The following is a 23,946-nucleotide window of genomic DNA, read 5'->3' as shown; positions in this document are numbered from 1 at the left end:
CGGGGTTCGCGTTCCAGGCATCTTAAATGACTGCCCACGCTAGCTTGACACTGACGGGCGCGTCGGAGGTAACGTTTTGGGCTGATCTTGGTGGTATAATTTAATACGGCTCCCGAATCTTCTCGGGGGCTTTATTTTTGTGCAATCTGTTTTGTTTGTCGTTACACTTCTTGATATTTATTTACCGCCTGCATGCGGTTCTTGACATTCATCTTGGAATAGACGATGGAAACATAATTTTTCACAGTTCCCTCTGAGTAATGCATTTGGGTTGCAATTTCTTTATAGGTTAGGCCCTTTGATAAGTAATTTAAAATCCCGAGGTATACCGAGTTTACTCAGCCGTATTTTTTATTCAGAGGGTTGCTGCAAGAAAGACTCAACTGGTATGTTAAACCTTATTTTGCGATCCCTCTAACCTCCATGATATTTGCGCTCATGCATGTGTCTCAGGGATCTGTGCAAATCGTGTCGATCGATTTGATATCGGTGTTCTTAGATAGTCTTGTATTTGGGATCATATACTATCAAACCCGAAATGTCTGGGTCTCCTGGCTTGCCCACTTTGCAGCTAACCTGCTGGCTTACTTTTATATTGCTAATGGGCTCTTCTTCTAATTAGCAGCGACAGGAGGCGTCAATCTTGAAGATCCCTGTACACGAATATACCCGCTCGTTCTTGGTGGCCGAGCATTCTGCGTCAACTGATCGGATCCTTGGGTTGAGACAGCAATTCTCATTCGTTTGAAACCCTTAATCGGGACCATGCCGTTCTGTTGAACCGGCTGTATCCCCTCCTGCAATTCTTACACAAGATGGCTTACGCAGTAGAGATGTGTGTGCTACACTAGACGGGACAAAATGATACAACAGGAGGGGTTTATCATCACCGCATCAAGACCCAACGTTCTCCGAACAAACCGCTCTTATCGCCGGTTATGGTTTGCACGGATCTTTACAACGACGTCCTTTCAGATGCTTACCGTTGCCATCAGCTGGCAAATGTATATATTAACCCATGATGCCTTTAAGTTAGGGCTGGTGGGTCTGGCTGAATTTATTCCGATGCTGCTGCTTACCTTAATCGCCGGTCAAGTGGCGGATCGATTTGAACGCCGCAAAATCATCTTTATTTGCCAGCTTGTAGAATGCGCTGTGGTGGCGCTGTTGCTTGTGTTAACGCTAGGCGGCTGGATTCAGGGTCATCATATCCTGATTGCCGCTGCGATTCTTGGAGCCTCGAGGTCTTTTGAGAACCCGACAAACTCGGCGATGGTGCCGGATCTCGTAGACAAGGAAGAGCTCCCTCAAGCTGCAGCTTGGTCGGCCTCGGCAGGGCAAACGGCCTCGATCATCGGCCCCGCCCTTGGCGGATTGTTGCTGACCTTCGGTCCATCGGTCGTGTACACCACATCCATTGCGGCTTTGTTGATTTCGGCCTTTTTGATTCTTTCCATCCAAGTCAAGCGTGCCGTACGGAAGTTGGAAACCATCAGTATGGATTCGCTGCTGAACGGTCTGCGCTTTGTCTTCAAGCGCAAAGTTATTCTAGGCACGATTTCACTGGATTTGTTTGCTGTCTTGCTCGGCGGGGCTACGGCACTATTGCCTATCTTCGCTGAAGATGTCCTGCATACGGGGTCATGGGGACTCGGGCTGCTCCGGACAGCTCCGGCAGTTGGCGCATTGCTGATGTCGCTGGTTCTGACCCGTTATTCAATCCAAAATTCGATCAGCAAGTATTTGTTTATCTCGCTGGCGATCTTTGGCCTGTCTACCGTGCTGTTCGCCGTCTCTAAAAATCTCGTATTATCTCTGGTCGCCCTGTTCCTAATCGGCGCCTCAGATGTGGTCAGTGTCGTCATTCGTTCTACGCTGGTTCAGCTAAATACGCCGCTTGAAATGCAGGGGCGTGTCAATGCGGTCAACATGCTGTTTATCGGCACATCGAACCAACTCGGTGAATTCGAATCCGGCACGATGGCCAATTGGTTTGGTGCCGTGGTTGCCACCGTTATTGGGGGAATCGGGACACTGGTTGTGGCTGTACTCTGGATGTATCTGTTCCCGGTATTGCGGAATATGAAAACTTATTATGATACCAGTTATGAAAGGGAAGAGCCGGAGAACGGAACTCCTGAGCTGCGAAGTACACCTATACAGCAAAAGTAAAGAGGATCTGACGTTAGCGGGTACCCTGCAAGGGACACTGAAATCATGGTGTCTCGTGCAGGGTCTTCTTTTTGACTTGAAATATGTCAATGACTCTAAAACTTCAAACCTAGCATATTTCAATAAAGCGTAATGGCAATAATTTCATGCGAAATTCCTTATCTCAATATCATTGAATGTGTCAGTGACATATTGTATGGTTATGTCAGCTTAAGCTAACGGATTGGTAGAGCACGCGCGGTTTACCAACTAAAAAATAATAAAGGAATGTCCGGACATGAGTTCTGAAAGCACTTCCAAAAGAGAGAAACAACAGCTGTATTTGCAAGTCGCGGAGAAGGTATTGGAAATCATCGCGTCGCCAATGTGATCACGCATATGATTGGATATACCTTGTTTGTCATTTACTTGATTCCTGTAACGCTGATCGTGATATTTTCCTTTACAGATTCACAGAGTATTGCGACAGCGACGCTCAGCTTAGACAGATTCACCTTGGAGAACTACGGCCGCTTGTTTACCACGATGAGTGCATTCAAGCCTTACTTGGTAAGTATTCTGTATGCTGCGGCAGCGTCCTTTTCGGTTGTGGCCCTGGCTCTGTTTGCATCTCGAATCTTGCACAGACACAAGAATAGTAAACTGGCAGCAGCTCTGGAATATTCCTTGCTGATTCCATGGGTTCTGCCATCCACGCTGATTGCAATCGGCTTGGTGGTTACTTATAATGTTCCGCGTTTAGTGACGGGGAATACGGTGCTTACGGGGACGCTTTGGATGCTATTGATTGGTTATATCATTATTCATATCCCGTTTACCATGCGAATGGTCAAAGCGTCTTTCTTCAGCTTGGACAGTAATCTGGAGGATGCCTCCAAGAACCTGGGAGCGAAGACGTTCTATACCTTTAGAAAGGTTCTGCTGCCAATCATTTTGCCGTCCACCCTTGCCGTGCTGGCGCTTAACTTTATTAAAATACTGGATGATTACGATTTAACTGTATTCTTATATCATCCTGTGTATCAGACGCTGGGGCTTGTGATCAAAAGCAGTACAGACGCAGAAGCAGGGGTTGCGGCCCGTGCAATGTCACTGGTTTATTCCGTCGTGTTGATGATTATGTCGGGAATTACGATGTACTTTGTTTACGGTAGAAGTAATAAAGATAATTAAGTATCACTAGAATCTATGTGGATGTTTCCAGAAGTGGAGGAACTCAATGTTGGCGAAAATTATGACATTTAACTTAAGATACAATGAACCATCCGACGGGGAAAATGCCTGGCCATTTCGTGTCAGCGCGGTTGCTGAAGTGATCAAACGTCACGATCCAGACCTCATTGGCATTCAAGAAGGTTTGCATGATATGCTTACGGATTTGGAGCCATTACTCCCGGAATACGCTTGGATCGGAGAAGGGCGAGAAGGCGGGAAGCAAGGCGAATATACTGCGATTTTTTACAAAAAGAACAAGTGGAGTGCAGGGAGTGCGGGGCATTTCAGCTTGTCGGAAACTCCGGAACAGCTTGGGACGAAGAGCTGGAATACTTCAAACACGCGCATGTGCACTTGGGTGACATTTAAGTCGCAAGCGGGCGCAGAATTTGCTGCGTTTAATACGCATTTAGATCATATCAGCGAAGAAGCACAACAGAAAGGCATGGAGTTAATTCGAGAACGGATGAAGCAATTTCGTGCGCAGACGGGGCTTCCGGTTGTGTTAACGGGCGACTTTAACGTTGAACCGGCAAACGCTGTGATTCAAGGACTGGAGCAGGAAGGATATCGAAATGCCTATTCCGTTGTTCTGCATCTGGAAAATAAGGAAGTGGGAGCGACGTTTCATAACTTTATAGGCGGAGAATCGGGAGAGCCGATTGATTATATCTTTGTATCCCCTGACTTGCAGATTCAGAACGTTACGGTGGATCGAGAGCTGTATGGAGGCCGATATCCTTCGGATCATTATCCCGTGATCGCCGAGGTGTCACCCGTGTAGTGACCATGACGAGTAGATAAGGGGATGTCTATGCAATGAAACTGATTGACGCGGGTTTGTGGAACATTTCCTATGTGGACTTATCGCTGCGAATCGTAATTTCGCTTCTGTTGGGCGGCTTGATTGGATTAGAACGGGAGTGGCATAACCATGCCGCCGGATTCCGTACACATATTCTCGTCTGCGTAGGGTCCACGATGATTATGCTGCTGTCCATCTATGGGTTTGGTGATTTCTCCAACGAATATAACGTCCGGATGGACCCGGCGCGGCTGGCGGCTCAAGTGGTGTCCGGCATCGGCTTCCTGGGGGCGGGGGCGATTATTCGCAACGGCTCCAGTATTTCAGGCTTAACGACGGCGGCCTCCATTTGGGTGGTGGCAGCGATTGGCTTATGCGTAGGGGCAGGGTTCTTCTTTGGCGCGGTGCTTGTGACGGTACTGGTTATTATTATACTGGTGCTGCTCAATAAGTTTGAGAAGAGCTTCCACAACAAACGCAGTCGAAATGAAGTCACCGTTCGGATCCTGAATAAGGAGGGCGGCGTCGCTAAGGTTGCGGAGTTGTTCGAGCAGGAGGGACTGCTCATTGTGAATATGTCTCTAGAGGCTCCGAACGATGATCAGGAAGATGAAGGTGAAAGCGTGCGAACGCTGCGAATCAAGCTGCATAAACCGCGCTCGAAGGATCTGCTTCGGGTCTTCGATAAGCTGCTTACCCTGGATTGCATCCATTCCTTTGAAACGGCTGAGGCGCTAAGGTCACATCCGGCGCATTCCAGTATATCCGGCACCAGAACGCTGTGAGCCTGAAAGTTTAGAGCTATCCCTCTTGGGGTAGCTCTATTTTACTATTTTCAATCGATGATTAATCGCCAAAGTTCACAAAGGATGCAGTATAATAGATAAATACATCTTAGGACCTCTAGAGGAGTGAACCCGCTTTGCCGATCCAATACCGATATGATGAAACGCTGACGGACCCCGCTCTCTTAGAAGGGGTATGGGATTTGCTGTGCCGTTACGATCATGCATTCGTCCCGCCCTTATCCGCGCGTGAGCACACTTATCAGTCCGATCTGACCGCTGGTGCAGCGGCAACGGCTTTACCCAAGCGATACTTTGATGAATTAAAGGAGCAGGCGTTCTTGCTGGTACTGGATCGAGAGCAAGTGATCGGATTTATGTCATTTCGCCCTCATTATGTGTTTGAACATGCGGACGAGCGCGTGGAGACGATCTATGTAACGACCGTCATTGTTGATGAAGCCTATCGCGGCCAGGGCATGACGACGCGCCTATATGGAGAGCTGGAAGCCATCGCTCAGCAGAAGAACCGACCGATCATGACGAGAACTTGGTCAACGAATCACAGCCACATTCGAGTCTTGCACAAAATAGGGATGCGGGAAGTCCAACGTATTCAAGATGGACGGGGGCCTGGCCTGGACACAGTCTATTATCGCAAGGCTCTACAGGAGGGACCAACATCGTGAATAGCAGACGATCCATCTGGCAGAAGCTCCAGGCGTACAAGCTTCACAACAATGTGTATGTCGTTATTATGTTAGCTGTCAGCGTGGCGGGGTCCATCCTCATCTATGTTTCACCGCTGCGAGAGAGCCGTTTCGTCCCGGAGTTAGCGCTGGCTTGTGCCACTTCGCTGCTCGCCTCGATCTTCCAGCTCGTCTCGGATATTTATGTGAAATATAAAAACCTTGAAAACGACAAGCTCCTCGAAGGGATTCACGAGTTCGGCATCAATGATCTTCATTTTAATAAGCAGCAGTTGCTTGAGCATCTGTTGAAATCATGCGACAGGGAAGTCTGGGTTTCCGGATATCGATTAATTTTGACGAGTAAAATTGCCCCCAGCCTATCGCAGGCGATCAAACAAGGCGCCAATCTGAAGCTGCTGATCTCCCCTCCTTGGATGGACGGGTTCAAATCAGTCTATGGTGAAAATGACCGCGTCATCGACAATTACTGCAAAGTGTTCAGCGCGATCGCCAAAGCTTGCCGGGAGGCGGGTCGTCCGGTTGAGGAAGTATGCGAGGTGCGGTTTACGCAGAAGCCTTTATTTAGCGATACCTACAAAGTCGATTTACATATTGTGACCGGCCCTTATATGCATAATCGGGATGAAGATGATCATCGGATTACAGCCAACGACTTCTTCACTTACAATCTCATCAAGAAAAGCCGGCTCTACAATCTGGTGGAGAACGAATATATGACCCTTTGGGAAGAAGCGGACAGCGTGTTGGTATGGGAAGCGTATGCGAAGGCCTCCGAACAAATTCGAATCCAAGACCTGCGGGAGAAAGAGAAGATTGAGCTCATGCAGGAGGCGAGCCAGCCGCTCAATCACATAGTCCCTATCCCCCTCTCGGTCTAAATCTGATGGTGGTAAATGAAATTCAATGTCGGAGAACTTCTTTTCGTAAAAGACGAACTCCTATCTCCTTCTCGTCTCCAATGACCGATGAGTTATGCAGTTGAATTACGTCTAAATAGAGGAGTAGCAGGAATACTAGTCGTGAGGAGCTGAGGAACATGGAGACATCGGGAGGGGTGAACCCAATTACCGAAATCACCTTGTTTGTAGCAGATTTACAGCGGTCGAAGGCGTTTTATCAAGAGGCGTTTCAGCTGGCGATTCATTATGAAGACGCGGATTGTGTGGTATTTGATTATGGTAACACCTGCATCAATCTCTTAAACCAACAGAATGCCTCTGAATTGATTGAGCCGGCTCAGGTGGCTCGGACAGGAGAGGGGGCGCGATTTCTGTTGACGATCCAAGTGTCGGACGTTGACCGGGTTTCTACTCAACTCGAACAGCAGGGTGTAAAATTGCTCAATGGTCCGATCACACGTCCCTGGGGACGACGGACAGCTTGTTTTGCCGACCCGGACGGTTACGTATGGGAAATCGCCCAGTTGCTTTAAACCTCCCCTTCATCCCCACATGGCAGATGTTGCTTCCCGTGTGGGGATGATCATGTCCTCAGGAAGTTCCGATTAAGCCATCCTTGCCAAATGCTCCTCCAAGCGATTTGGATGCATTTATGTTCCTCCTATAACCCCAATCCCTGAGTTAATGGATTCCCTTCATAAACCCCTGAATTTTCGAAGAGAGGGCGAGGAGAAGGATGCCGAGGACAATCGCGATTCCCCCAATGACCCCGAAGTACGCCATTTCGGTGGCCGGCGAATAGAATTTCACCACTTGCGCATTAATCGCTTGGGCCGCCGCACTGGCCAAGAACCATAAGCTCATGGTCTGGGAAGAGAAGGCAGAAGGCGCTAGTTTGGTCGTCGCCGACAGCCCTACTGGAGACAAGCACAATTCTCCCAGCACCACAATGAAATAACTCAGCACGAGCCATAACGGATTCACCAAGGAGTCCTCGCCGCCAAAGTAAGCCGGCAACAGAATCACCAGGAAAGATAAGCCGGCGAACAATAAGCCCAACGCGAATTTCTTCGGAATCGAAGGTTGCCGCTTGCCCAACTTGAGCCAGAACCAGGCAAAGACCGGGGCCAGTGTAATAATAAATAAAGGGTTTAAGGATTGGAACCAAGCCGGTGAAATATGAAATCCGGCATAATCCAACTGCGTCCGCTTATCAGCATAGTTCGCCAGGATAGTCGAGCCTTGTTCTTGAATCGCCCAGAACATGATCGCCGCAATAAACAGCGGAATATACGCGATCAATCTGGAGCGCTCCACCTTGCTTGTGCGTGGACTGCGGTACATGACCACAAAATAGGCAGTAGGGATCAAGAGCCCCAGGATGCCAACGATCACGATAAACGATTCGAAGGTTAGCCAACCCAGCGGGATGGTAATAGCGACAATCACCGCAAGAAGCAATACACCGAGGCCGATTTGCAGGAATACTTTCTTGCGTTCCGCCGGTGAAAGCCGGCTAGGTACGATCGTGCCGGCGAGGCCGAGATTTTTTTTACGCGTGAAGGCAAAAATAGCAAGCCCCAGGAACATCCCCACGGCGGCAATGCCGAAGCCTAGGTGGAAATTGTAATCCAGACCGACGGTGCCTACGATCAGCGGAGCGATAAACGCCCCCAGGTTGATCCCCATATAGAAGATGCTAAATCCTGCATCCCGGCGCGGGTCATGTTTACTGTAAAGCTCCCCGACCACACTCGATACGTTAGGCTTCAGTAGGCCTGTCCCCAAGACGATAAGCACCATGGATACAAAGAACAACGGGACGCTTCCCGGGATCGCCAAGGCGATGTGTCCCAGCATAATGAGGATGCCGCCGTAAAATATGGCTCTCGACTCCCCGAAGATCCGATCTGCGAACCAACCGCCAATAATACCGGACATGTACACCAGGGAGCCGTAGATGGACATAATGGCAAGGGCCACGCTCTCCTCCATGCCAAGTCCGCCTCGACTTAATTCGTAATACATGTAGTAGGTTAGAATGGCCTTCATGCCATAATAGGAAAATCGCTCCCAAAACTCTGTGAAGAACAAAGTGAACAATCCCTTGGGATGTCCAAAAAATCCTCGTTGCGGAACACTCTCCACAACTTGCTGTTTGTTTAAATCCGTCATGCTGTCATTTCCTCCCTAAGCGGCAATCACTATATAAGAATACCCCGAATCAGCCATTTTCAACTGGATACGGAAAATATAGTATATCATAAGATGGCAGACCTTAACTGTAAGATAGGTTTCATCTTGACCAGATCATTGGAGCCTTGTTGAAAAAAATCGCCGTCCCCGATCCTGCTTGGATCTGGACGGCGATTTGATTTTGGGGGTCTCCTGTGGGACAGTATGTGCTATCTGTTGGGAGCGGTCGTTGAACCTGCTGCATTTAGGCCCTGATCGGGCAAGTGACGGCTGGCTCGAAAGGTTGCCGCCACGACAAGAATGCCGATGAGGAACGTAATGATACTAGCGACATGCAGCGCGGATTGAGCTCCCGAGACGAAGGCGCTGATGATGGCGGCTTGTTGATTAGGGGCTGCTGCAATCGCATCTGCGACTGTATGGGGGACGGCATCTTGCTGAAAATTTACTGGAAGATGCCGGGTAAAGGATTCAGTGAGTACCGTACCCACGATCGCGACGCCAAGGGCGCTCCCGAGTTCCCGGGTCGCCGATTGAAGCCCCCCGGCGACGCCAGCCTGCTCGGCGGGCAAGGCCGACGTGATCTCTGCGGTCAAGCAGGGCAGCGCAAGGGCAATGCCGACCCCGATCAGGACCAACCAAGCCGCGTAAGCGAGATAAGGCTGGTAGACGGCCGACGCCAAGCCGAATAAGCCAATGCTGACGGCAAGGAAAGCAGCCGACAGCGTTGCGGGGATGCCGATGCGTTTCACCAGATCGGGAACGAATCGTGTTCCGAACATCATGGGGATCGAGATGGGAACGATAGCAAACCCCGCTTGGAGTACAGAATAACCACGTCCATACTGAAGAAGGGAGGCATTGAGATAGAACAGACCGAAGCTGCCGAAGAACAGCACGAGCATCCCTAGGCTGGCAGTGCTGAGCAGGAGGATCCGGAACAGACGGGGATCCAGCACAGGGTGACGGACCTTTAGCTCAACCGCGACCCAGATCGCGCCGAGGATCACACTGACCGTAAATGCGGTGATGACCAACGAGCTGTTCCAACCGTATTCCGGCCCCCCAATAATGCCGATTAGGAGAGCGACCATCGCGGCGACAAGTAAAACGGTGCCGGCGGGATCTAGACCGCGGGGGCTGCGCTCGCTTCGTTGAACGGCAAGGGATGTCCATAGCGCGAGGAGAAGCGCGAACGGCACGATGCCCCAGAACAGAGCCCTCCATGAACCGGCAGCCAGCAAGGCTCCTCCGGCGATATTGCCCACAAGTCCCCCCAAGCCGGTGGTCATCCCCCAGATGGCGAGCGCGCGGACGCGCCGGTCCGGTGCGGTTGCGTGTACCAGCACCCCAACGCAGTTGGGGAGCACCAGCTCGGCACCAACCCCAGTAATCGCACGTCCCAGCAGCAGGCTGGTCACATTGGCCGAAGCAGCGGAAATCGCCGCGCCGACTGCGAAGGTGACAAGCCCGGCGATCAGAATGCCCTTACGCCCAAATCGATCACCGGCTGCGCCGCCCGGGATCACGAGGCACGCGAATAAGATGACATAAATATCAACGATCCAGAGCAGCTCGGATGAACTCGGATGCAGGCTGCTGGAGGCGAGGATCGGTACGGCCAGATTGGTGGCGGCGACCAGGCCCACGACCAGGACGGTACAGGCGCACACGCACGCCAAGATTAACCCCGGATGCCGTGATGGGTTCAATCGGTTATCTAGTATCTTCATCCCGTGACCTCCTTGTCGCTTTTTGAGGGCTTTGTTTTTCGCCCATCGCATCGTCAGGATGCTGTCGACACCCGAAGGCATTGGCCGCTTCCATATTCGATATTTAGTCATAACGAACCCGTCTCATGCGCTAAAAAAGGCAGGATCGGGAGAGTAACCCCAATCTTACCTGATTTGTAATACCCTCGAATGTAGATAAAGAAGACTGATTCCACCAAATTCCCTCTATCCCCTGATTTATCCTTTACTGTAAAATGAAGCTGTAACATATTAGGCTCATTTCGAGATCCATGGGGAAAGGTTGGGACGCCAATGAAGTTGGATGTTGTGAAACAGTACTTTCGTTTAACCGAGCAATTCCGAACGGCAGAAGCCGATTATGTCGGGATTCTTCACCCGGACATTGAACAAACGGAGTATCCGAATCTGTTGACGGCCCAACTCACGGTCAGTGATTGGCAAACCCTATTTCAACGGATGCCGGGCGGGGCTAAGCTTCTGGCTTCCCAGAACTACGATATTCAGCGCGCGTACGAACTGGAGGATACGGTGATCACAGAAGTGGTCTGGACAGCCGAAGTTGGCGCCGACGTCGGCCCCTTTAAAACCGGGCAGCCCCTTAAAGCTTATTTTTGCTGTGTATTTGAATTTCAGGACGGTTTAATCTATCGTCAGCGCAATTACGATTGCTTTGAGCGCTTTTAGAAGTTCAGCTTCTCCATTTCTTTGCCTCTCTTGTGCAATCCTTCCAAGACTTCCTTCGGCACTTTTCGGAACTTCAAATCTTCCCCCAGGAACAGCAGCCAATGAATCGTCTCGGAGAGTTCCTCGGGTTCGTTGACTTGGACAACCATCTTCAGCATGGCGGTGGTTTGATACGGATTGGTATAGGAAATGAATGCTTTTAAGGGATGATATTTTTTGTACTGGGCAATGGCATGAGGGCCGAGTTCCAGGATCAGGTTGTATGCTTCCTCTTGCTTGCCAAGGAGCTCCAGAATTTTCTTTCGGTTCATTCGTTTCTTGGGAGAGTAGAGCTCGACTTGAGTAAGCTGGTCGACGGAGAACATTCGTTTCTTCTCTTCCTGTAAATCCAATACTTCCATCCACCACAGACTTCTCTCACGATAAAGGTGCAACAGAAAAACCGGATACGAGTTGATTCCATCGCCTTCTTCCAGGGTAATCCATAAATAGCTGTCGATGAGCAGGTGTTGAATCAGCTTCTCCAGTATTGGATGGGGAAGGTCCGAAAGCTCCAATAGATCGGGATTATGCGGGTTGGTCCCTTCAAAGAGCAGGATTTCATCCAGGAGCAGGAGATCGTCCTGTTGGTTTTTCGAGATCAGCCCCAGCAATTTTTCGGCTAAGGATTGGCGACTCTTGAGATAAGGAAGCTGGGCGTTTCTGGTGGCCATGAAGGCGATGAACAGCGCTTTGACCTCGTTATCCGTAAACCGCACGGCAGGCAGGATCGAGTTGTGCATCACCGAATAACCGCCGTCCCGTCCAACCTCAGCAACGAGCGGCATTCCTAAAGCTTCGATTTCGCGGATGTCTCGGATCGCTGTCGAGCGGGAGATGTTAAATTCCTGCATAATTTCCGTGATGGTAAAGTGGGACCGATTGTTGATATAACGCATGATGGTGTTAATCCGTTCAACTTTTTTCATCGTGACTCCTAAACAGGTTCATTTTTTGACATGATTTAAAGTTATGATAAACCCATCAAGAACAGAAAACAAATTTAAAAAGAGAGTAGGTTTTAAAACATGGCGAATTATGTTTTGGAAGAGAAGGACAGCTTTACGGTCTTTGGTCTGGGCACAGAATTAAAAAGTCATTACACGGATTTTGCCGGCATCAATCAGGAAAAATCGAGTTTCTGGCAAGCCGTCACTGAGGACGGTCGACTCAACCAGCTTAAAGCGATTGCGGAGAACGATTATGTCTTTACCGTCAACGAAGCGGTTAATAACAAGATGATGTATTACGTTGGCGTACTTAGCCGTGAAACGCTGCCGAATGCCGAAGGCTCCCGGGTCATTCAGTTCCCGAAGGGAGAGTACGTAATTGTCAAAGGGGAAGGCACCGCGCCGGATGAACTAAGTAATCAGCTGGCGGGGATCGCTTTTGGCCAAGTTCTGCCGGAACTGAATCAAGTTGCTTATGTTGGCGGGCCTAACACCGCCGTCTTGATGGAACAAGCGAATGGCCGCGTCGCGGGAGAAATGTGGATCCCTGTCGTAAGGAAATAGAGAAGAAGAGGAGGGGCAAGCATGTCCAATGTCGTTGATTTCAAAAATGTATCTACTGTCGGTTTAGAATCCTCTCCTGTAGCAGAGGCATTAGCCGGACTGCGAGCCAATGAGGCGCGTTATTTTATGAACAAATATAAGCATGTGTTTACGGTTGAGCCAGCCAGCGAAAGCCAGGAAACCCTGGATTACGTGAACCGGATCTTAAAAGAAGAACGGGGCATCGAGTTTGCGGCCAAGCCGTTAGAGACGTCGTTTTTTCAAGTCGAAAACATCCGGTGGGCTTTCGTCTTCTACGAGGACGGCTTAGGGGTTAACGTCATGTACACCCTGGACGATCCAAAGAAACGGGCCGTGGGCTTTAAGCTGTCTGAAGGCATGGAGGTTCCGAAGGAGCTGGAGGAGAAGAAGTTCAAATTTGCCCGGCAGAAGTCGAAATTGGCCGGTACGATCCGGGGCTCGTTCTTCGTGATTAAGGGCGAGTATTCATATAACTGACAGGAGGGCCGTTCAACGTTGAGCGGCCTTTTCTTCTTGATGCAACACCGGGCGAAATCAAGAAATTTGGGCTTCAATCGCGGCTTTGTCGATGACGGACCACACTTGCTTGATTTTTCCGCCTTCATACTTGTAAATGACATTTTCATAAAACAACACGCTTCGTCCATTGATCGGCAAACCCATAAATTGCCCCTTAGGTGTGACATCAAAGCGTAAGCGGCTCGAAAGATAGGGCGGCTCACAAACGAGAATATCGATATTAAAATAGAGATCCGGAATATCTCGGTAATCGCCCTCCAGCATTTGGCGGTAACCGGCTAAGCCGATTGGCTGCTCATTATAGCGAACATCCTCATGCACAAATCGGCCCAGTTGTGACAAGTCCCGTTTATTCAAACTGCTGATATATTCTCGGTAGATGGCTTTCAACAGAAATTCCACGGAAGTGACATCCTTTCTGTCCAGATTCAACACCCTCAATCCGAGTTATTGTATTCAACGAACTTCGTACGGATGCAAAACGGTCATAAAAAAAGCCCCCAATCGGGGGCCCTAATTGCTGGTGGTTGTGAAGCAGAATATCAACTTATTCACCTTTAGCAATCAGACGAACGGCCTTAGCAATAGCTTCCCTCGTTTCCGTCGGAAAGTTCACAGCATTCGGGTCGTGCGAAGGCCCGAAAGGATGAGTTGGCGTCCAGGCAGTTGCTAAAGCCATGATGGCAGTCAAAAGAAAGCCGGGAGTGAATGTCTTTCCCACCAGACCTTCGTTTTGTGCATTCATGATCGCTTTGATTTTCTTGTCACGCACGGAGGCGCGCTCGGATAGCGTGTCTTCTTTCCGCTCTAAACTATACCATGACATTAACCTTACAATTTGTGGATTTGTCATCGCCCAATCGAATACTCTTTTGGCATAACCCGCAAGATCCTCGGGCGTGAAATCAATTTCCTCATAAACACGTGTTAAGTGTCTTTCGAGGACGGTTGTAAATAGCGTTTCTTTATTCTCAAAGTAAACGTAAATTAAATTCTTATTGCAACCCGCGTTTTTAGCAATGCGGTCAACACGTGCTCCAGCAATACCATAGGCAGAGAACTCATCCAAAGCAGCCTCCATGATCCTCTCTCTTGTTGCCTCAGCGTTTCTCAATGGGTGCCCCTCCTTATTGAAGCCTGGATTTAGGATTTATTATATCATAAAAACACAGTTGACTAACTAGTTAATTAGTATTATTATATAACCAACCAGTTAGTTAATGTAGTGTCGCCTACTAGGATGATGACTAGTGATACTGGATAAACTATCTGGTGAATCCAATGAAGAATGGAGAGAATGCACAATGACACAAACCAATCCAAAGATTGCTATCGTCACAGGGGGAAGTCGGGGTATTGGCAGAAGTACTGTTTTAGCCCTTGCAAACCATGGTGTCGATTCAATCTTCACATATCGTTCTAATCAAGAAGAAGCAGAGAAAGTTGTCTCCGAGATCCGAGAAACCGGACGTAAGGCAATCGCCCTACAACTTGATGCAAGCAATGTCCGTACTTTTGACGCTTTTGTACAAAATGTACAAGATGCGCTAAAAGAAATGGGCGCTACCAAATTTGACTACCTCGTAAACAACGCGGGGATCTCTCACCATAACTCATTCGAGAAGACAACAGAGGAAGAGTTGGATCGTTTGTACGAAGTACACTTCAAGGGAGTCTTCTTCCTGACACAGAAACTGTTGCCGCTTATCAATGATGGCGGTCGGATTGTAAACATCTCCACTGGACTTACACGCTTTGCGGTTCCGGAGAGTGGTGCTTACGCATCCGTGAAAGGTGCTATTGAGGTTCTCACTAAGTATTTGGCCAAAGAGTTGGGACCACGTGGAATCACCGCCAACGTTGTTGCGCCGGGTGCGATCGCTACAGATTTTAGCGGACTCCGCACGAATGATGATCTCAAGAAGCTGATCGGGGGAATGACGGCGCTCGGTCGTGTCGGGGAACCAGAGGACGTTGCAGGGGCTATCGCTTCGTTGCTGTCCGACGAGAACCGTTGGGTTAATGCTCAACGTATTGAGGTTTCAGGAGGCATGTCTCTCTAATCTCAGAAGGGGGCGCATTTCTTGACCAACCTAAGAAACAAAGTCGCATTGATAACCGGATCTGGACGAGGAATCGGTAAAGCCATCGCAGAAAGATATGCGTCTTTAGGGGCCGATATTGCCGTAAATTATACGAGTGATAAGGCTGCCGCAGAAGCTACCGTTTCCAGCTTGCAAGCATACGGAGTGAAGGCGATTGCTATTCAAGCTGATATCAGCCAAGTAGCCGAGGTCCGGAAAGTGTTCCAAATCGCACTCCAGGAATTAGGGAAAATTGATATTGTCGTTGCGAACGCCGGTATAGAGCTTGTAAACATCCCGACAGTTGATATTACGGAAGAACAATTTGACAGATTATTTCAAGTCAACACCAAGGGTGCATTCTTTACCATTCAAGAAGCGGCCAAACACGTAGCAGATAACGGACGCATCATCTATGTTTCATCAAGCACAACCACTAGTGCTATGGCTGGGTACTCCTTATATGGCAGCAGCAAGGTAGCACCGATGTATCTCGTCGAGGCGCTGGCGAAGGAAATCGGATACCGAGGGGTCACTGTGAATACGATCGTACCAACGGTTATCGAGGGTGCGGGATTATGGACAAACCCGGGAGATCGAGCACAACTTAGAGATGCTCTTATCCAAGCCCATCCTATGCGGCGATTAGGCACGTTGGACGATGTGGCCAATGTAGCTGAATTTTTTGCCAGTGACTTATCCTCCTATGTGAGTGGTCAACGTCTGTTAGTTAGCGGCGGTGCCCTTCAATAATGAGCGGTATGCCCCGAGGGATGACATAACATATATTAAATAAGGTGACAGAAAGGCCGTCCAATATGGAACGGCCTTTCTATCTTTCATATGTTATTCCGGCGTTCCTTGAGTAACCCCGTGAATGTAGGTTTGCCATGGGGTATCGAGCGCCCCTTGCCCGGGGTTATAGGTGAAGAAGTACTCCACCACATCGCCTTGGCTTAGGTTGTTCACCGCATAGGTATAGTTGCCGTTCCCCACCGGGGTCATGGCGACATTGAGCTGCACACCGTTATTGATTTTATAGTGCAGATCCGCAAAAGTCGCGCCGTTGACGTAGAATAACAGGTTATCGCCGGTTTTCTTCAGTCCCTTCACTTGATCGCCGATCACAATCGTGGAGGGCGTGCCCGGATCTCCCGGGTTCCCGGGATTTTGACCGCCGCCGCCATTGCCGTTGTCCTTATAGACACGCACATAATCGACTTGCATCGTGGCCGGGATATCACCAGGTCCTGGGGCGATGCCGCCGTCGAAGTTACCGCCGATCGCCAGGTTCATGATGAGATAGAACGGCTGATCAAAAGGTGCATTCGGGTTGTTTGGCGCAGCCGTGGAATACCATTGATCCCGGGTGGCCTTAAAGAAGAACTTGCCGTCTACATACCATTTAATGTTGTCCTCTTCCCAAACGACGGAGTAGACATGGAAGTCATTGGCGATCGTTTGCCCGGATGGGAAGTTGTATTCACCCGAGAGATGGGTATTGGCCGGCCATTGTCCGCCGAAGTGAATCGCGCCAGAAGACTTGCCGGGCAGACGACCGCGAGCTTCCATAACATCGATCTCACCGGAAGCGGCCCAAGTGCCGTAGGCTTGATCCTGCGGCAGCATCCACAGCGCCGGCCAAATGCCGTTCCCCGTAGGCAGCTTCGCGCGGAAATCGACTCGGCCATATTTTAACGAGAAGTGATCTTTAGTGTTCACTTTACCGGACGAGTATTGTGCATAACGACTAGGATCCTGCGGGAACGATTTGGGATCGTTCAGCGCCCGGATATTTAACTTGCCGTCCTGAACGAAGACATTTTGCGGACTGTCCGTATAATGCTGCAGCTCCGCGTTGCCCCAGCCCCAAGTGCCCGGATCGTCATTCAGGTAGTATCCCTGTTCATAATTCCATTTGCTTAGATCCAGCTGAGTCCCGTCAAATTCGTCCTGCCAGATGAGGGTCAACCCGTCGATGTTCGGATTGCTTGGCGTACTCAGCGGGATATCCTCTTGATCGGAATCATCCGGCCGCGGGGCGTTAGGATTACCGATAAAGGTGTAAGTGACGTAGTTGTTGCCCACGTTACCGCCCTTTTGCCCATTTAAAGGATAGCCGATACGGATTTGCATATCCTGTTGGATCGGCTGGAACCACAGGCCATAGATGTAGTCAGCCCAATAGCCCCATTGGTTCGCGCTGGACAGGTTATTGTAACCATACGCAGAATAGACGAACCCGCTTTGACTGGAATCCGCCAGATCTACCCACTGACCGTTGATGTTGATCTGATACACGAAGTTCTCCAGTTCCGAGGCAATGGGAGCGCCTCCGTCAATTTTCGGCAGGGGCAGACCAATGGCGCCGCTTTCATTTGCGGTGAACGTCGTTCCCTCATAAGGCGTTAGAGTGTACGAATTTCTTACCGGTTCATTAAAAATAATCGTATACACGAGGCTCGCTGATGAAGTTTTCGATTCCAATTTCACGTTGATGGACTCCGTGACGTTAAACCAGTAGCCGCCGCCGCCATCGGTGAATTGGCCGAAGTTCTGATCATAGATCCAGCCGCTGGCTGGATTGTTGTCGATGTCGATCCAGGTGCTGCTGTTCACCGGCTTCACATACACCTTCAAGTCGTCGGCAACCGCAGCATAAGGAATCGATGGATCGTTGTTGAACACGGGATAGGTGAAGCCTGCCCCGCCTGTAAAACCAGCGGTAATAACCGGACCTTGCGTAGGTGTCATTGATGTGATTGTGGTGGTGTTGATATTTTGGAAGACGAGAGTGTAGTTAAGGGTAACCCCGTTTGCCTTGGAGTAGAGCTGAATCTCTGTGGTTGCGGAAAGGACGAACCAATATCCGGTAAAGCCGCTGTCATACCAGTGGCCCCAGTTCTGGTTGTAGACAAAGCTGCTGACGCTGTCGATGTCGACCCAGTTGCCGTTCACTTTCACCTTAACGCCTAAATCTTGCACGACATCGTTCCAGGTTGCCGAACCGCCATTAAAAATAGGCATCACAAAGCCGTAGCTCGCTTGTCCAACTCCCGACTTGGTGATGACCGGCCCGTCTGCGGGTGAGAAGTAGCTCATCGATGTAATGGTGGTCTCGGCTGCCTGAGCCGGTGTCGGCACAAAACCGATGCCAACTGCCATGATGACCGCCAGGAGCATGCTGAATACACCTCGAGCAAGCCGCCTTTCTGCAAAGTGAGTCCGTTTCATAAATACCCTCCCTTTATTGTCCTCATTCTCCTAACCTGTGCACACTAGGAAAATTCTTACATAGGAGAACGCTTTCATTCTAACAATCCGGTCATCTGATGAGTAGGCACCAGATTTCGGGTAGGGTGCTCTTTTTTTAGGGAGGCAAGCAAGTGCTAAAAATTTTAAATAAAAGAACCTTCCTCTGAAAGGGATTCCATAGGAGAAATAGAATATAATAGAGGTCTCTTCCGGATTTTGCCTGTCACCAAGGCGTCCTGGGCGAATCGATTTCATATCGGGAGTCGAACGGCGACTAGGGAGGAAATCGGTTAGATATCTCCATTTTTCCTGTAAGGAGGCTTATATGAACGGACCCCCCCTGGACCTGCAGTTATTGGAAAAAATGAAGCCGGAGCTTACCGCGTTCTGCTACCGCATGTTAGGATCGATCAATGACGCGGACGATGCGGTTCAGGAGATCTATATTCGCGTGTGGCAGAGCTGGAGCTCGTTCCGGCAGGATTCCTCGCCGAAGACATGGATCTATCGGATCGCTTCCAACCTCTGTTTGGATAAACTAAGGCAAGCGAAACGCCGGGTGCTTCCCATCGACCTGTCTGATCCGGCGAGCTCGATCGTGGAACCTCGGGAGACGTTACCCGATTCCGCCTGGATATGGCTGGCCCCTGATTTTGGCGAAAATCCCGAGGAGGCGCTCATCCGCAAGGATACCCTGCAGCTCTGCTTCATTGCGCTTCTGCAGACTTTGCCTCCCCGACAACGAGCCGTATTGATTTTAAAGGATGTCTTTGATTGGTCATCCAAGCAAATCGCGGAGACGCTGGGGATGTCGGCGGCAGCCGTGAACAGTGCGTTGCAAAGAGCAAGGGAGACGATGAACCGGACCCAGCTTCGTTCCGATGAGCTCAGCCGCATGGAAGGTGAGCCGGACGCGGAGCTGCTGTCGCGTTATGTAGATGCCTTCGAGCAATTTGATATCGACCGGTTGGTCGCCTTATTTCATGAGGAAGGCTGCATGTCCATGCCGCCATTTCCAATGTGGATTCGCGGCCGAGAGGATTTGGCGAAATTCTTCTCGCTTACCCGGTGGCATTGCGAAGGCTCTCGGTTTATACCGGTTAAGGTTAATGGCGGGTATCCGGCGCTTGCGCAGTACATGCCAAGCCGAGAAGGGGATCACCTGGTGCCTTGGGGGATTCATGTGCTTGAAACGAAAGATGATCATATTTTGCATGTGCAGAATTTTATTAATACCAAATTATTTTTGCGTTTAGGGTTGCCGGAGCAAATCGACCGATGAATTTCGAATTTGCGTTACGTCTATAGGAATGTAAAGTCAAAAACAATCCTATTGGTAAGAGGTGCCATTGTAACATGGAAACGAATCAACCGACAAAAGTTACCGTGCAAACGGTCATTCAAGCCCCGGTAGAAAAAGTGTGGAGTTGCTGGACGGAACCTCAGCACATTACGAAGTGGAATCAAGCGTCCGAGGATTGGCATTCGCCAAGAGCGGAGAATGACTTGCGCCCCGGCGGGAAGTTTCTGACTCGGATGGAAGCGAAGGACGGTAGTGAAGGTTTTGATTTTGGCGGCGTGTACGATGACGTGAAAACGCATGAGTTCATTTCCTACACGATGGGAGATGGAAGACGAGTGGAGATCACTTTCGCTGCGGAAGGCCAAGGGACGAAGGTTGTGGAGACGTTTGATGCGGAGACCACACATCCGGTCGAATTCCAACAAGCCGGCTGGCAAGCGATTATGGATAATTTCAAGAAGTATGTGGAAGAATCCTAAGGAATAGGCGCCCCAATGGGCGCCTTTATTCTTTTGGCAAGCTTCGTTAAACATAATTTTTCCCATAGACGAATCATTGATCGCGAGCTACACTAGGGAAGGCGTCAAAGCAAATTATCTAGTAGGAGCTCGTAAAAACGTGACACTAACTGAACGTATACCATCATGGAAGAAACTTAGCCTGTTCGCTGTAACTTGGCCGATCTTTATCGATTCGGTGTTGCGGATGATGCTGGGCACCGTTGACGTGTTTATGCTGAGCCGCATTTCCGATACGGCCACCGGCGCGGTGGGCTTAGCGAATGAGATTATCTATTTCTGTATTCTGATGTTTGGATTTGTGGGCATTGGGACGAGTGTAGCCGTTTCTCAGTATATCGGAGCTGGGCGAGAGAAAGAAGCGAGCCGTGTCTCGGCGCTGGCCATTACGATGAACCTGTTCTTTGGGATCTTCGTCAGCCTTGTTCTGGTTGGCTTAGGTGAGCCGCTTCTGCGGCTGCTCAACTTAAATGAAGAACAGATTGGCATTGCCAGCCATTATCTGAAGATCATCGGCGGCTTTATGTGGATCGAGGCGCTGTCTTATGCCGTATCTTCGGTTATTCGTTCGAGCGGCAATACCAAGAGCGTCATGTATGTGACGCTGGGCGTGAATCTTCTCCACGTGACCGGCAACTATCTGCTGATCTTCGGGAACTTCGGATTTCCGGAAATGGGCGTGACCGGTGCAGCGATCTCGACCGTCGTCAGCCGGTTTGTCGGCATCCTTGTTCTGTTCTTCATCTTGTATCGCCGGGTTCCTGCTCCGATTCACGGGAAAGACTACGTGACTTGGAACGGGACGTATGCGAAGCAGATCCTAAGCGTGGGGCTGCCTGCGGCGGGAGAGCATCTGGCTTGGCAATCGCAGTACCTGATGATCATGGGCTTCGTTAATATGATTAGCATTACTGCATTAAATACGCATGTTTATGTGATGAACATCTCCAACTATTTTATGGCATTGGCCGCGTCGATTGGGGCGGGGACGGAGATTATCGTCGGACAAATGGTTGGAGCAGGGGCGATGGAGGCCGCCTACAAACGACTGATGAAAAGCGTACGGATCAGCTTCCTGCTCACCTTGGCCATTGTGGGGACGGCTTCGATCTTCCGACATGACCTCATCGGGTTGTTCACCGAAGATCCTGCGATTATCGCAACCGGAGCCAGCATTTTCTTGCTGTCGATCGTGCTTGAACCTGGTCGGACCTTCAATATGGTGATCATCAATTCGCTGCGCGCCGCCGGGGATGCACGCTTTCCCGTTCTGATGGGCGTATGCTCGATGTGGGGCGTATCGGTGCCGCTGGCTTACCTGCTGGGCGTTCATCTGGAGATAGGGCTCCTTGGCATCTGGATTGCGTTTGCTGTGGATGAATGGCTGCGCGGCTTGATCATGCTGCTTCGTTGGAGAAGCCGGGCTTGGGAGAAGAAAGCACTCGTCAAACCGGTGTCCGTTTCGGAGGAAGGTGTGGGACTATCTGCTTGAGGCCGCTCGGCAATGGAAAGGCAAATACGACATCCGAAATCAAAACAGACCCAAGCTAACTTTCAGGCTTGGGTCTGTTTGTTGGTTAAATGATACATTGACACATGAAAATTAATGTAATAAGATAAAAATGCACAAAAATTTAGTTATCATTAATAACTAATTTGGAGATTTTCGAGGTGAAAGGGGGATTTGATGAATTCTCCACCCCAAATATATCGTGATCTTGGGTTGATGATGAGACCGCTCGCAGTTCAAATCAACGAAATATTGCGAGAACATGGCATTCAACCTTTGGAATGGATCGTATTGGTTGAGTTGATTCAAGATGAGGCCTTAACAGCTGCTGATTTGGCCCAAAGGCTAACGATTGAAAAACCGAACGTTACAAGAATCCTCAAGGATCTTGTACAGGCAGGGTATGTGAGTGTTGAGATTTCCAGAGAAGACAAGCGCAAGAAACATCTCCATGTAACTGAGAAAGGCCGCGCTATATATAGACAAGTGCGTGTTTTTATTGATGCCTTAGACAAAGAGATTACGGCCGGCATCACGGAGGAAGAGCAACAATTGTTTTTGAACATCATCCATCGAATTCGACAAAATCTAATCAAGAGAGTTGGGGAGAAAGGCAGTGAGTGGAATTAAGGAGAAACTATGGACCAAAGATTTTCTTACCGTTTCGGTGATTAACTTCTTTGTCATTCTAATCTTTTACTTATTGATGGTTACGACAGCCTCGTTCGTCGTTAGTGAATATCATGCTTCAGCCAGTCAAGGCGGGCTTGCTACCGGGATTTATATCGTCGGAACCTTGATCGGCCGCCTGTTTACAGGGCGTGTGATTAACTCGGCTGGTACCAAAAAGGTATTAGTCATTGGCCTGATTGCCTTTATTATTACGACAGGACTTTATGTTGTGTATGCTGGGATCTGGCTGTTTCTCATCATACGTCTAGTGAACGGAATGGCAGCCGGGATTGCATCCACCGCTACGGGTACGATGGTTGCGCAAATTGTCCCTATCTCCCGGAAGAGTGAGGGGATTGGCTACTTCAGTATGAGCAGTACACTGGGTACGGCCATTGGGCCATTTTTGGGGATCACCCTGAGCCAGAATACGTCCTACACGAACATCTTCTTGTTCTGTTTGGCATTGGCTGTTGTCGCGTTCATCATTAGTTTTATTCTGAAGGCACCTGCAGTACCGACCTCCAAAGCCCATACGGTAACCGAGAAACCCAAACAGGCTTTCAGCTTTAAACACTATATTGAACCGAACGCGATTTCCATCGCCATTGTGACCTTCCTGATGTCTTTTGGCTATGCGGCCATCCTATCTTTCATTAATTTCTTTGCCCAGGAACGGGATCTTGTCACCGCATCGAGCTTCTTCTTCCTAGTCTATGCCATAGCGATCTTGTTAACCCGTCCATTCAGCGGCCGTCTGATGGATACCAGAGGATCGAACTATGTGATGGTTCCATGCTTCATTCTCTTTGCAGGGGGCCTTGTCTTAATTAGCGGTGCCTACTCTGGGTCTATTCTATTGGTCGCGGCAGCAATTATTGGCGCTGGATTTGGGAATCTGCAATCAGGCGCGCAAGCCATAGCGGTTCGTGTTACGCCCGCCGAACGTACGGGTCTGGCTACATCCACTTTCTTTATTGCCTTAGATGCAGGGCTTGGCTTTGGCCCTTCGCTTCTCGGTATTGTGGAACCGATCATTGGTTATAGTTCCTTGTTTGGCGGGTTAGCGATCCTTGCCCTCCTGTCACTAGTCATTTATATGCTTCTGCATGGTCGGAGAGACAAGCAATTAATTGCAAGAGCGAATTAAGAAAGAATGATCACGCATAATAAACAAAAAGGGGCGCCTGAGCGGGCGTCCCTTGATGCATTTACATTTAGTTTGAGGCGGCTGGCTTGCTGTCCGTGGAGAAGGCAATCTCCTTTTGAGCTTCAAGTTCGCTTCATC

At 49.6% G+C, this 23,946-nt stretch carries 24 protein-coding genes and 1 pseudogene; 18 read left to right on the top strand and 7 right to left on the bottom strand.

The window, feature by feature from the left end; genetic code table 11:
- Window positions 1-161 precede the first annotated feature (161 nt).
- A complete protein-coding gene (locus RW092_RS23810) occupies window positions 162-317 on the bottom strand; it encodes a response regulator transcription factor (RefSeq protein WP_084628839.1) in 156 nt (51 codons plus the stop codon).
- Between RW092_RS23810 and RW092_RS23805 the strand changes: the two genes are divergently transcribed.
- The 8 genes and pseudogenes from RW092_RS23805 to RW092_RS09520 all read left to right on the top strand — a co-directional run bounded on the left by RW092_RS23805 (window position 316) and on the right by RW092_RS09520 (window position 7,122).
- Complete coding sequence (locus tag RW092_RS23805; RefSeq protein ID WP_085170839.1) at window positions 316-618, top strand: CPBP family intramembrane glutamic endopeptidase; 303 nt, start codon at window positions 316-318, stop codon at window positions 616-618. The genes RW092_RS23810 and RW092_RS23805 overlap by 2 nt on opposite strands.
- Before the next feature lie 243 nt (window positions 619-861).
- A complete protein-coding gene (locus tag RW092_RS09550; protein WP_316010080.1) occupies window positions 862-2,172 on the top strand; it encodes an MFS transporter in 1,311 nt (436 codons plus the stop codon).
- Window positions 2,173-2,556: 384 nt separating this feature from the next.
- A pseudogene (locus RW092_RS09545) lies at window positions 2,557-3,345 on the top strand (ABC transporter permease); the annotation flags it as partial.
- Window positions 3,346-3,391: 46 nt separating this feature from the next.
- Entirely contained in the window at window positions 3,392-4,171 is a 780-nt protein-coding gene (locus tag RW092_RS09540; protein WP_016314509.1) for an endonuclease/exonuclease/phosphatase family protein, read from the top strand.
- Between the two features lie 35 nt (window positions 4,172-4,206).
- Complete coding sequence (locus RW092_RS09535; RefSeq protein ID WP_016314508.1) at window positions 4,207-4,977, top strand: MgtC/SapB family protein; 771 nt, start codon at window positions 4,207-4,209, stop codon at window positions 4,975-4,977.
- 137 nt (window positions 4,978-5,114) lie between these two features.
- Entirely contained in the window at window positions 5,115-5,666 is a 552-nt protein-coding gene (locus RW092_RS09530) for a GNAT family N-acetyltransferase (RefSeq protein ID WP_316010079.1), read from the top strand.
- Window positions 5,663-6,568 (top strand): hypothetical protein, encoded by a 906-nt coding sequence (locus RW092_RS09525; RefSeq protein ID WP_316010078.1) that lies wholly within the window; start codon window positions 5,663-5,665, stop codon window positions 6,566-6,568. The genes RW092_RS09530 and RW092_RS09525 overlap by 4 nt, the downstream gene beginning before the upstream one ends.
- Before the next feature lie 158 nt (window positions 6,569-6,726).
- A complete protein-coding gene (locus RW092_RS09520; RefSeq protein ID WP_316010077.1) occupies window positions 6,727-7,122 on the top strand; it encodes a VOC family protein in 396 nt (131 codons plus the stop codon).
- Between the two features lie 148 nt (window positions 7,123-7,270).
- Here RW092_RS09520 and RW092_RS09515 read toward each other — a convergent pair whose 3' ends face one another.
- Window positions 7,271-8,764 (bottom strand): peptide MFS transporter, encoded by a 1,494-nt coding sequence (locus RW092_RS09515; protein WP_316010076.1) that lies wholly within the window; start codon window positions 8,762-8,764, stop codon window positions 7,271-7,273.
- Window positions 8,765-8,994: 230 nt separating this feature from the next.
- The gene (locus RW092_RS09510) at window positions 8,995-10,518 is read right to left on the bottom strand and encodes an MFS transporter (RefSeq protein ID WP_316010075.1); all 1,524 of its coding nucleotides are present in this window, start codon (window positions 10,516-10,518) and stop codon (window positions 8,995-8,997) included.
- Window positions 10,519-10,830: 312 nt separating this feature from the next.
- Between RW092_RS09510 and RW092_RS09505 the strand changes: the two genes are divergently transcribed.
- A complete protein-coding gene (locus tag RW092_RS09505; protein WP_316010074.1) occupies window positions 10,831-11,223 on the top strand; it encodes a nuclear transport factor 2 family protein in 393 nt (130 codons plus the stop codon).
- Here the strand turns inward: RW092_RS09505 and RW092_RS09500 are convergent.
- Window positions 11,220-12,191, bottom strand: a complete 972-nt coding sequence (locus tag RW092_RS09500; protein WP_316010073.1) for a helix-turn-helix transcriptional regulator — start codon at window positions 12,189-12,191, stop codon at window positions 11,220-11,222. The two genes, RW092_RS09505 and RW092_RS09500, sit on opposite strands and share 4 nt — an antisense overlap.
- A gap of 99 nt (window positions 12,192-12,290) precedes the next feature.
- Between RW092_RS09500 and RW092_RS09495 the strand changes: the two genes are divergently transcribed.
- Window positions 12,291-12,776: a GyrI-like domain-containing protein gene (locus RW092_RS09495; RefSeq protein WP_016314501.1), complete on the top strand. Its 486-nt coding sequence runs from the start codon at window positions 12,291-12,293 to the stop codon at window positions 12,774-12,776.
- Window positions 12,777-12,797: 21 nt separating this feature from the next.
- The gene (locus RW092_RS09490) at window positions 12,798-13,274 is read left to right on the top strand and encodes a phage tail protein (protein ID WP_316010072.1); all 477 of its coding nucleotides are present in this window, start codon (window positions 12,798-12,800) and stop codon (window positions 13,272-13,274) included.
- A gap of 57 nt (window positions 13,275-13,331) precedes the next feature.
- Here RW092_RS09490 and RW092_RS09485 read toward each other — a convergent pair whose 3' ends face one another.
- Both RW092_RS09485 and RW092_RS09480 read right to left on the bottom strand, forming a co-directional pair.
- Complete coding sequence (locus RW092_RS09485; protein WP_016314499.1) at window positions 13,332-13,718, bottom strand: ester cyclase; 387 nt, start codon at window positions 13,716-13,718, stop codon at window positions 13,332-13,334.
- A gap of 145 nt (window positions 13,719-13,863) precedes the next feature.
- Window positions 13,864-14,430, bottom strand: coding sequence for a TetR family transcriptional regulator (locus RW092_RS09480; protein ID WP_028538418.1), 567 nt, complete (start codon window positions 14,428-14,430; stop codon window positions 13,864-13,866).
- A 136-nt stretch (window positions 14,431-14,566) separates the two neighbouring features.
- Between RW092_RS09480 and RW092_RS09475 the strand changes: the two genes are divergently transcribed.
- On the top strand, window positions 14,567-15,379 hold the full coding sequence (locus tag RW092_RS09475; RefSeq protein WP_307719224.1) for an SDR family NAD(P)-dependent oxidoreductase: 813 nt from the start codon (window positions 14,567-14,569) through the stop codon (window positions 15,377-15,379).
- A 21-nt stretch (window positions 15,380-15,400) separates the two neighbouring features.
- Window positions 15,401-16,153, top strand: a complete 753-nt coding sequence (locus RW092_RS09470; protein ID WP_316010071.1) for an SDR family oxidoreductase — start codon at window positions 15,401-15,403, stop codon at window positions 16,151-16,153.
- 93 nt (window positions 16,154-16,246) lie between these two features.
- Here RW092_RS09470 and RW092_RS09465 read toward each other — a convergent pair whose 3' ends face one another.
- Window positions 16,247-18,634 carry a glycoside hydrolase family 16 protein gene (locus tag RW092_RS09465; protein ID WP_316010070.1) on the bottom strand — a complete coding sequence of 796 codons (2,388 nt, stop codon included), beginning with the start codon at window positions 18,632-18,634 and terminating at the stop codon, window positions 16,247-16,249.
- Window positions 18,635-18,980: 346 nt separating this feature from the next.
- Between RW092_RS09465 and RW092_RS09460 the strand changes: the two genes are divergently transcribed.
- The 5 genes from RW092_RS09460 (at window position 18,981) to RW092_RS09440 (ending at window position 23,808) form a co-directional block, all read left to right on the top strand.
- On the top strand, window positions 18,981-19,937 hold the full coding sequence (locus RW092_RS09460) for a sigma-70 family RNA polymerase sigma factor (RefSeq protein WP_316010069.1): 957 nt from the start codon (window positions 18,981-18,983) through the stop codon (window positions 19,935-19,937).
- 74 nt (window positions 19,938-20,011) lie between these two features.
- Entirely contained in the window at window positions 20,012-20,437 is a 426-nt protein-coding gene (locus RW092_RS09455) for an SRPBCC family protein (protein ID WP_316010068.1), read from the top strand.
- Between the two features lie 139 nt (window positions 20,438-20,576).
- Window positions 20,577-21,968, top strand: a complete 1,392-nt coding sequence (locus RW092_RS09450) for an MATE family efflux transporter (protein WP_316010067.1) — start codon at window positions 20,577-20,579, stop codon at window positions 21,966-21,968.
- 195 nt (window positions 21,969-22,163) lie between these two features.
- Window positions 22,164-22,616, top strand: coding sequence for a MarR family winged helix-turn-helix transcriptional regulator (locus RW092_RS09445; protein ID WP_028538423.1), 453 nt, complete (start codon window positions 22,164-22,166; stop codon window positions 22,614-22,616).
- Window positions 22,603-23,808 carry an MFS transporter gene (locus tag RW092_RS09440; protein WP_085278899.1) on the top strand — a complete coding sequence of 402 codons (1,206 nt, stop codon included), beginning with the start codon at window positions 22,603-22,605 and terminating at the stop codon, window positions 23,806-23,808. Before RW092_RS09445 ends, RW092_RS09440 begins: the two co-directional genes overlap by 14 nt.
- The last annotated feature ends 138 nt before the right edge of the window (window positions 23,809-23,946 follow it).

Source organism: Paenibacillus sp. 3LSP, from assembly GCF_032465655.1.
GTDB classification, from domain to species: domain Bacteria; phylum Bacillota; class Bacilli; order Paenibacillales; family Paenibacillaceae; genus Fontibacillus; species Fontibacillus barengoltzii.
This window is presented reverse-complemented; position numbering and strand designations above follow the sequence as displayed.

What these genes read in the sequence shown, in the direction of transcription:
- RW092_RS09465 (WP_316010070.1), bottom strand. Translation starts at nt 18,634, where the DNA reads ATGAAACGGACTCACTTTGCAGAAAGGCGGCTTGCTCGAGGTGTATTC.
- RW092_RS09550 (WP_316010080.1), top strand. Translation starts at nt 862, where the DNA reads ATGATACAACAGGAGGGGTTTATCATCACCGCATCAAGACCCAACGTT.
- RW092_RS09460 (WP_316010069.1), top strand. Translation starts at nt 18,981, where the DNA reads ATGAACGGACCCCCCCTGGACCTGCAGTTATTGGAAAAAATGAAGCCG.
- RW092_RS09490 (WP_316010072.1), top strand. Translation starts at nt 12,798, where the DNA reads ATGTCCAATGTCGTTGATTTCAAAAATGTATCTACTGTCGGTTTAGAA.
- RW092_RS09535 (WP_016314508.1), top strand. Translation starts at nt 4,207, where the DNA reads ATGAAACTGATTGACGCGGGTTTGTGGAACATTTCCTATGTGGACTTA.
- RW092_RS09445 (WP_028538423.1), top strand. Translation starts at nt 22,164, where the DNA reads ATGAATTCTCCACCCCAAATATATCGTGATCTTGGGTTGATGATGAGA.
- RW092_RS09510 (WP_316010075.1), bottom strand. Translation starts at nt 10,518, where the DNA reads ATGAAGATACTAGATAACCGATTGAACCCATCACGGCATCCGGGGTTA.
- RW092_RS09520 (WP_316010077.1), top strand. Translation starts at nt 6,727, where the DNA reads ATGGAGACATCGGGAGGGGTGAACCCAATTACCGAAATCACCTTGTTT.
- RW092_RS09495 (WP_016314501.1), top strand. Translation starts at nt 12,291, where the DNA reads ATGGCGAATTATGTTTTGGAAGAGAAGGACAGCTTTACGGTCTTTGGT.
- RW092_RS09515 (WP_316010076.1), bottom strand. Translation starts at nt 8,764, where the DNA reads ATGACGGATTTAAACAAACAGCAAGTTGTGGAGAGTGTTCCGCAACGA.
- RW092_RS09455 (WP_316010068.1), top strand. Translation starts at nt 20,012, where the DNA reads ATGGAAACGAATCAACCGACAAAAGTTACCGTGCAAACGGTCATTCAA.
- RW092_RS09540 (WP_016314509.1), top strand. Translation starts at nt 3,392, where the DNA reads ATGTTGGCGAAAATTATGACATTTAACTTAAGATACAATGAACCATCC.
- RW092_RS09505 (WP_316010074.1), top strand. Translation starts at nt 10,831, where the DNA reads ATGAAGTTGGATGTTGTGAAACAGTACTTTCGTTTAACCGAGCAATTC.
- RW092_RS09500 (WP_316010073.1), bottom strand. Translation starts at nt 12,191, where the DNA reads ATGAAAAAAGTTGAACGGATTAACACCATCATGCGTTATATCAACAAT.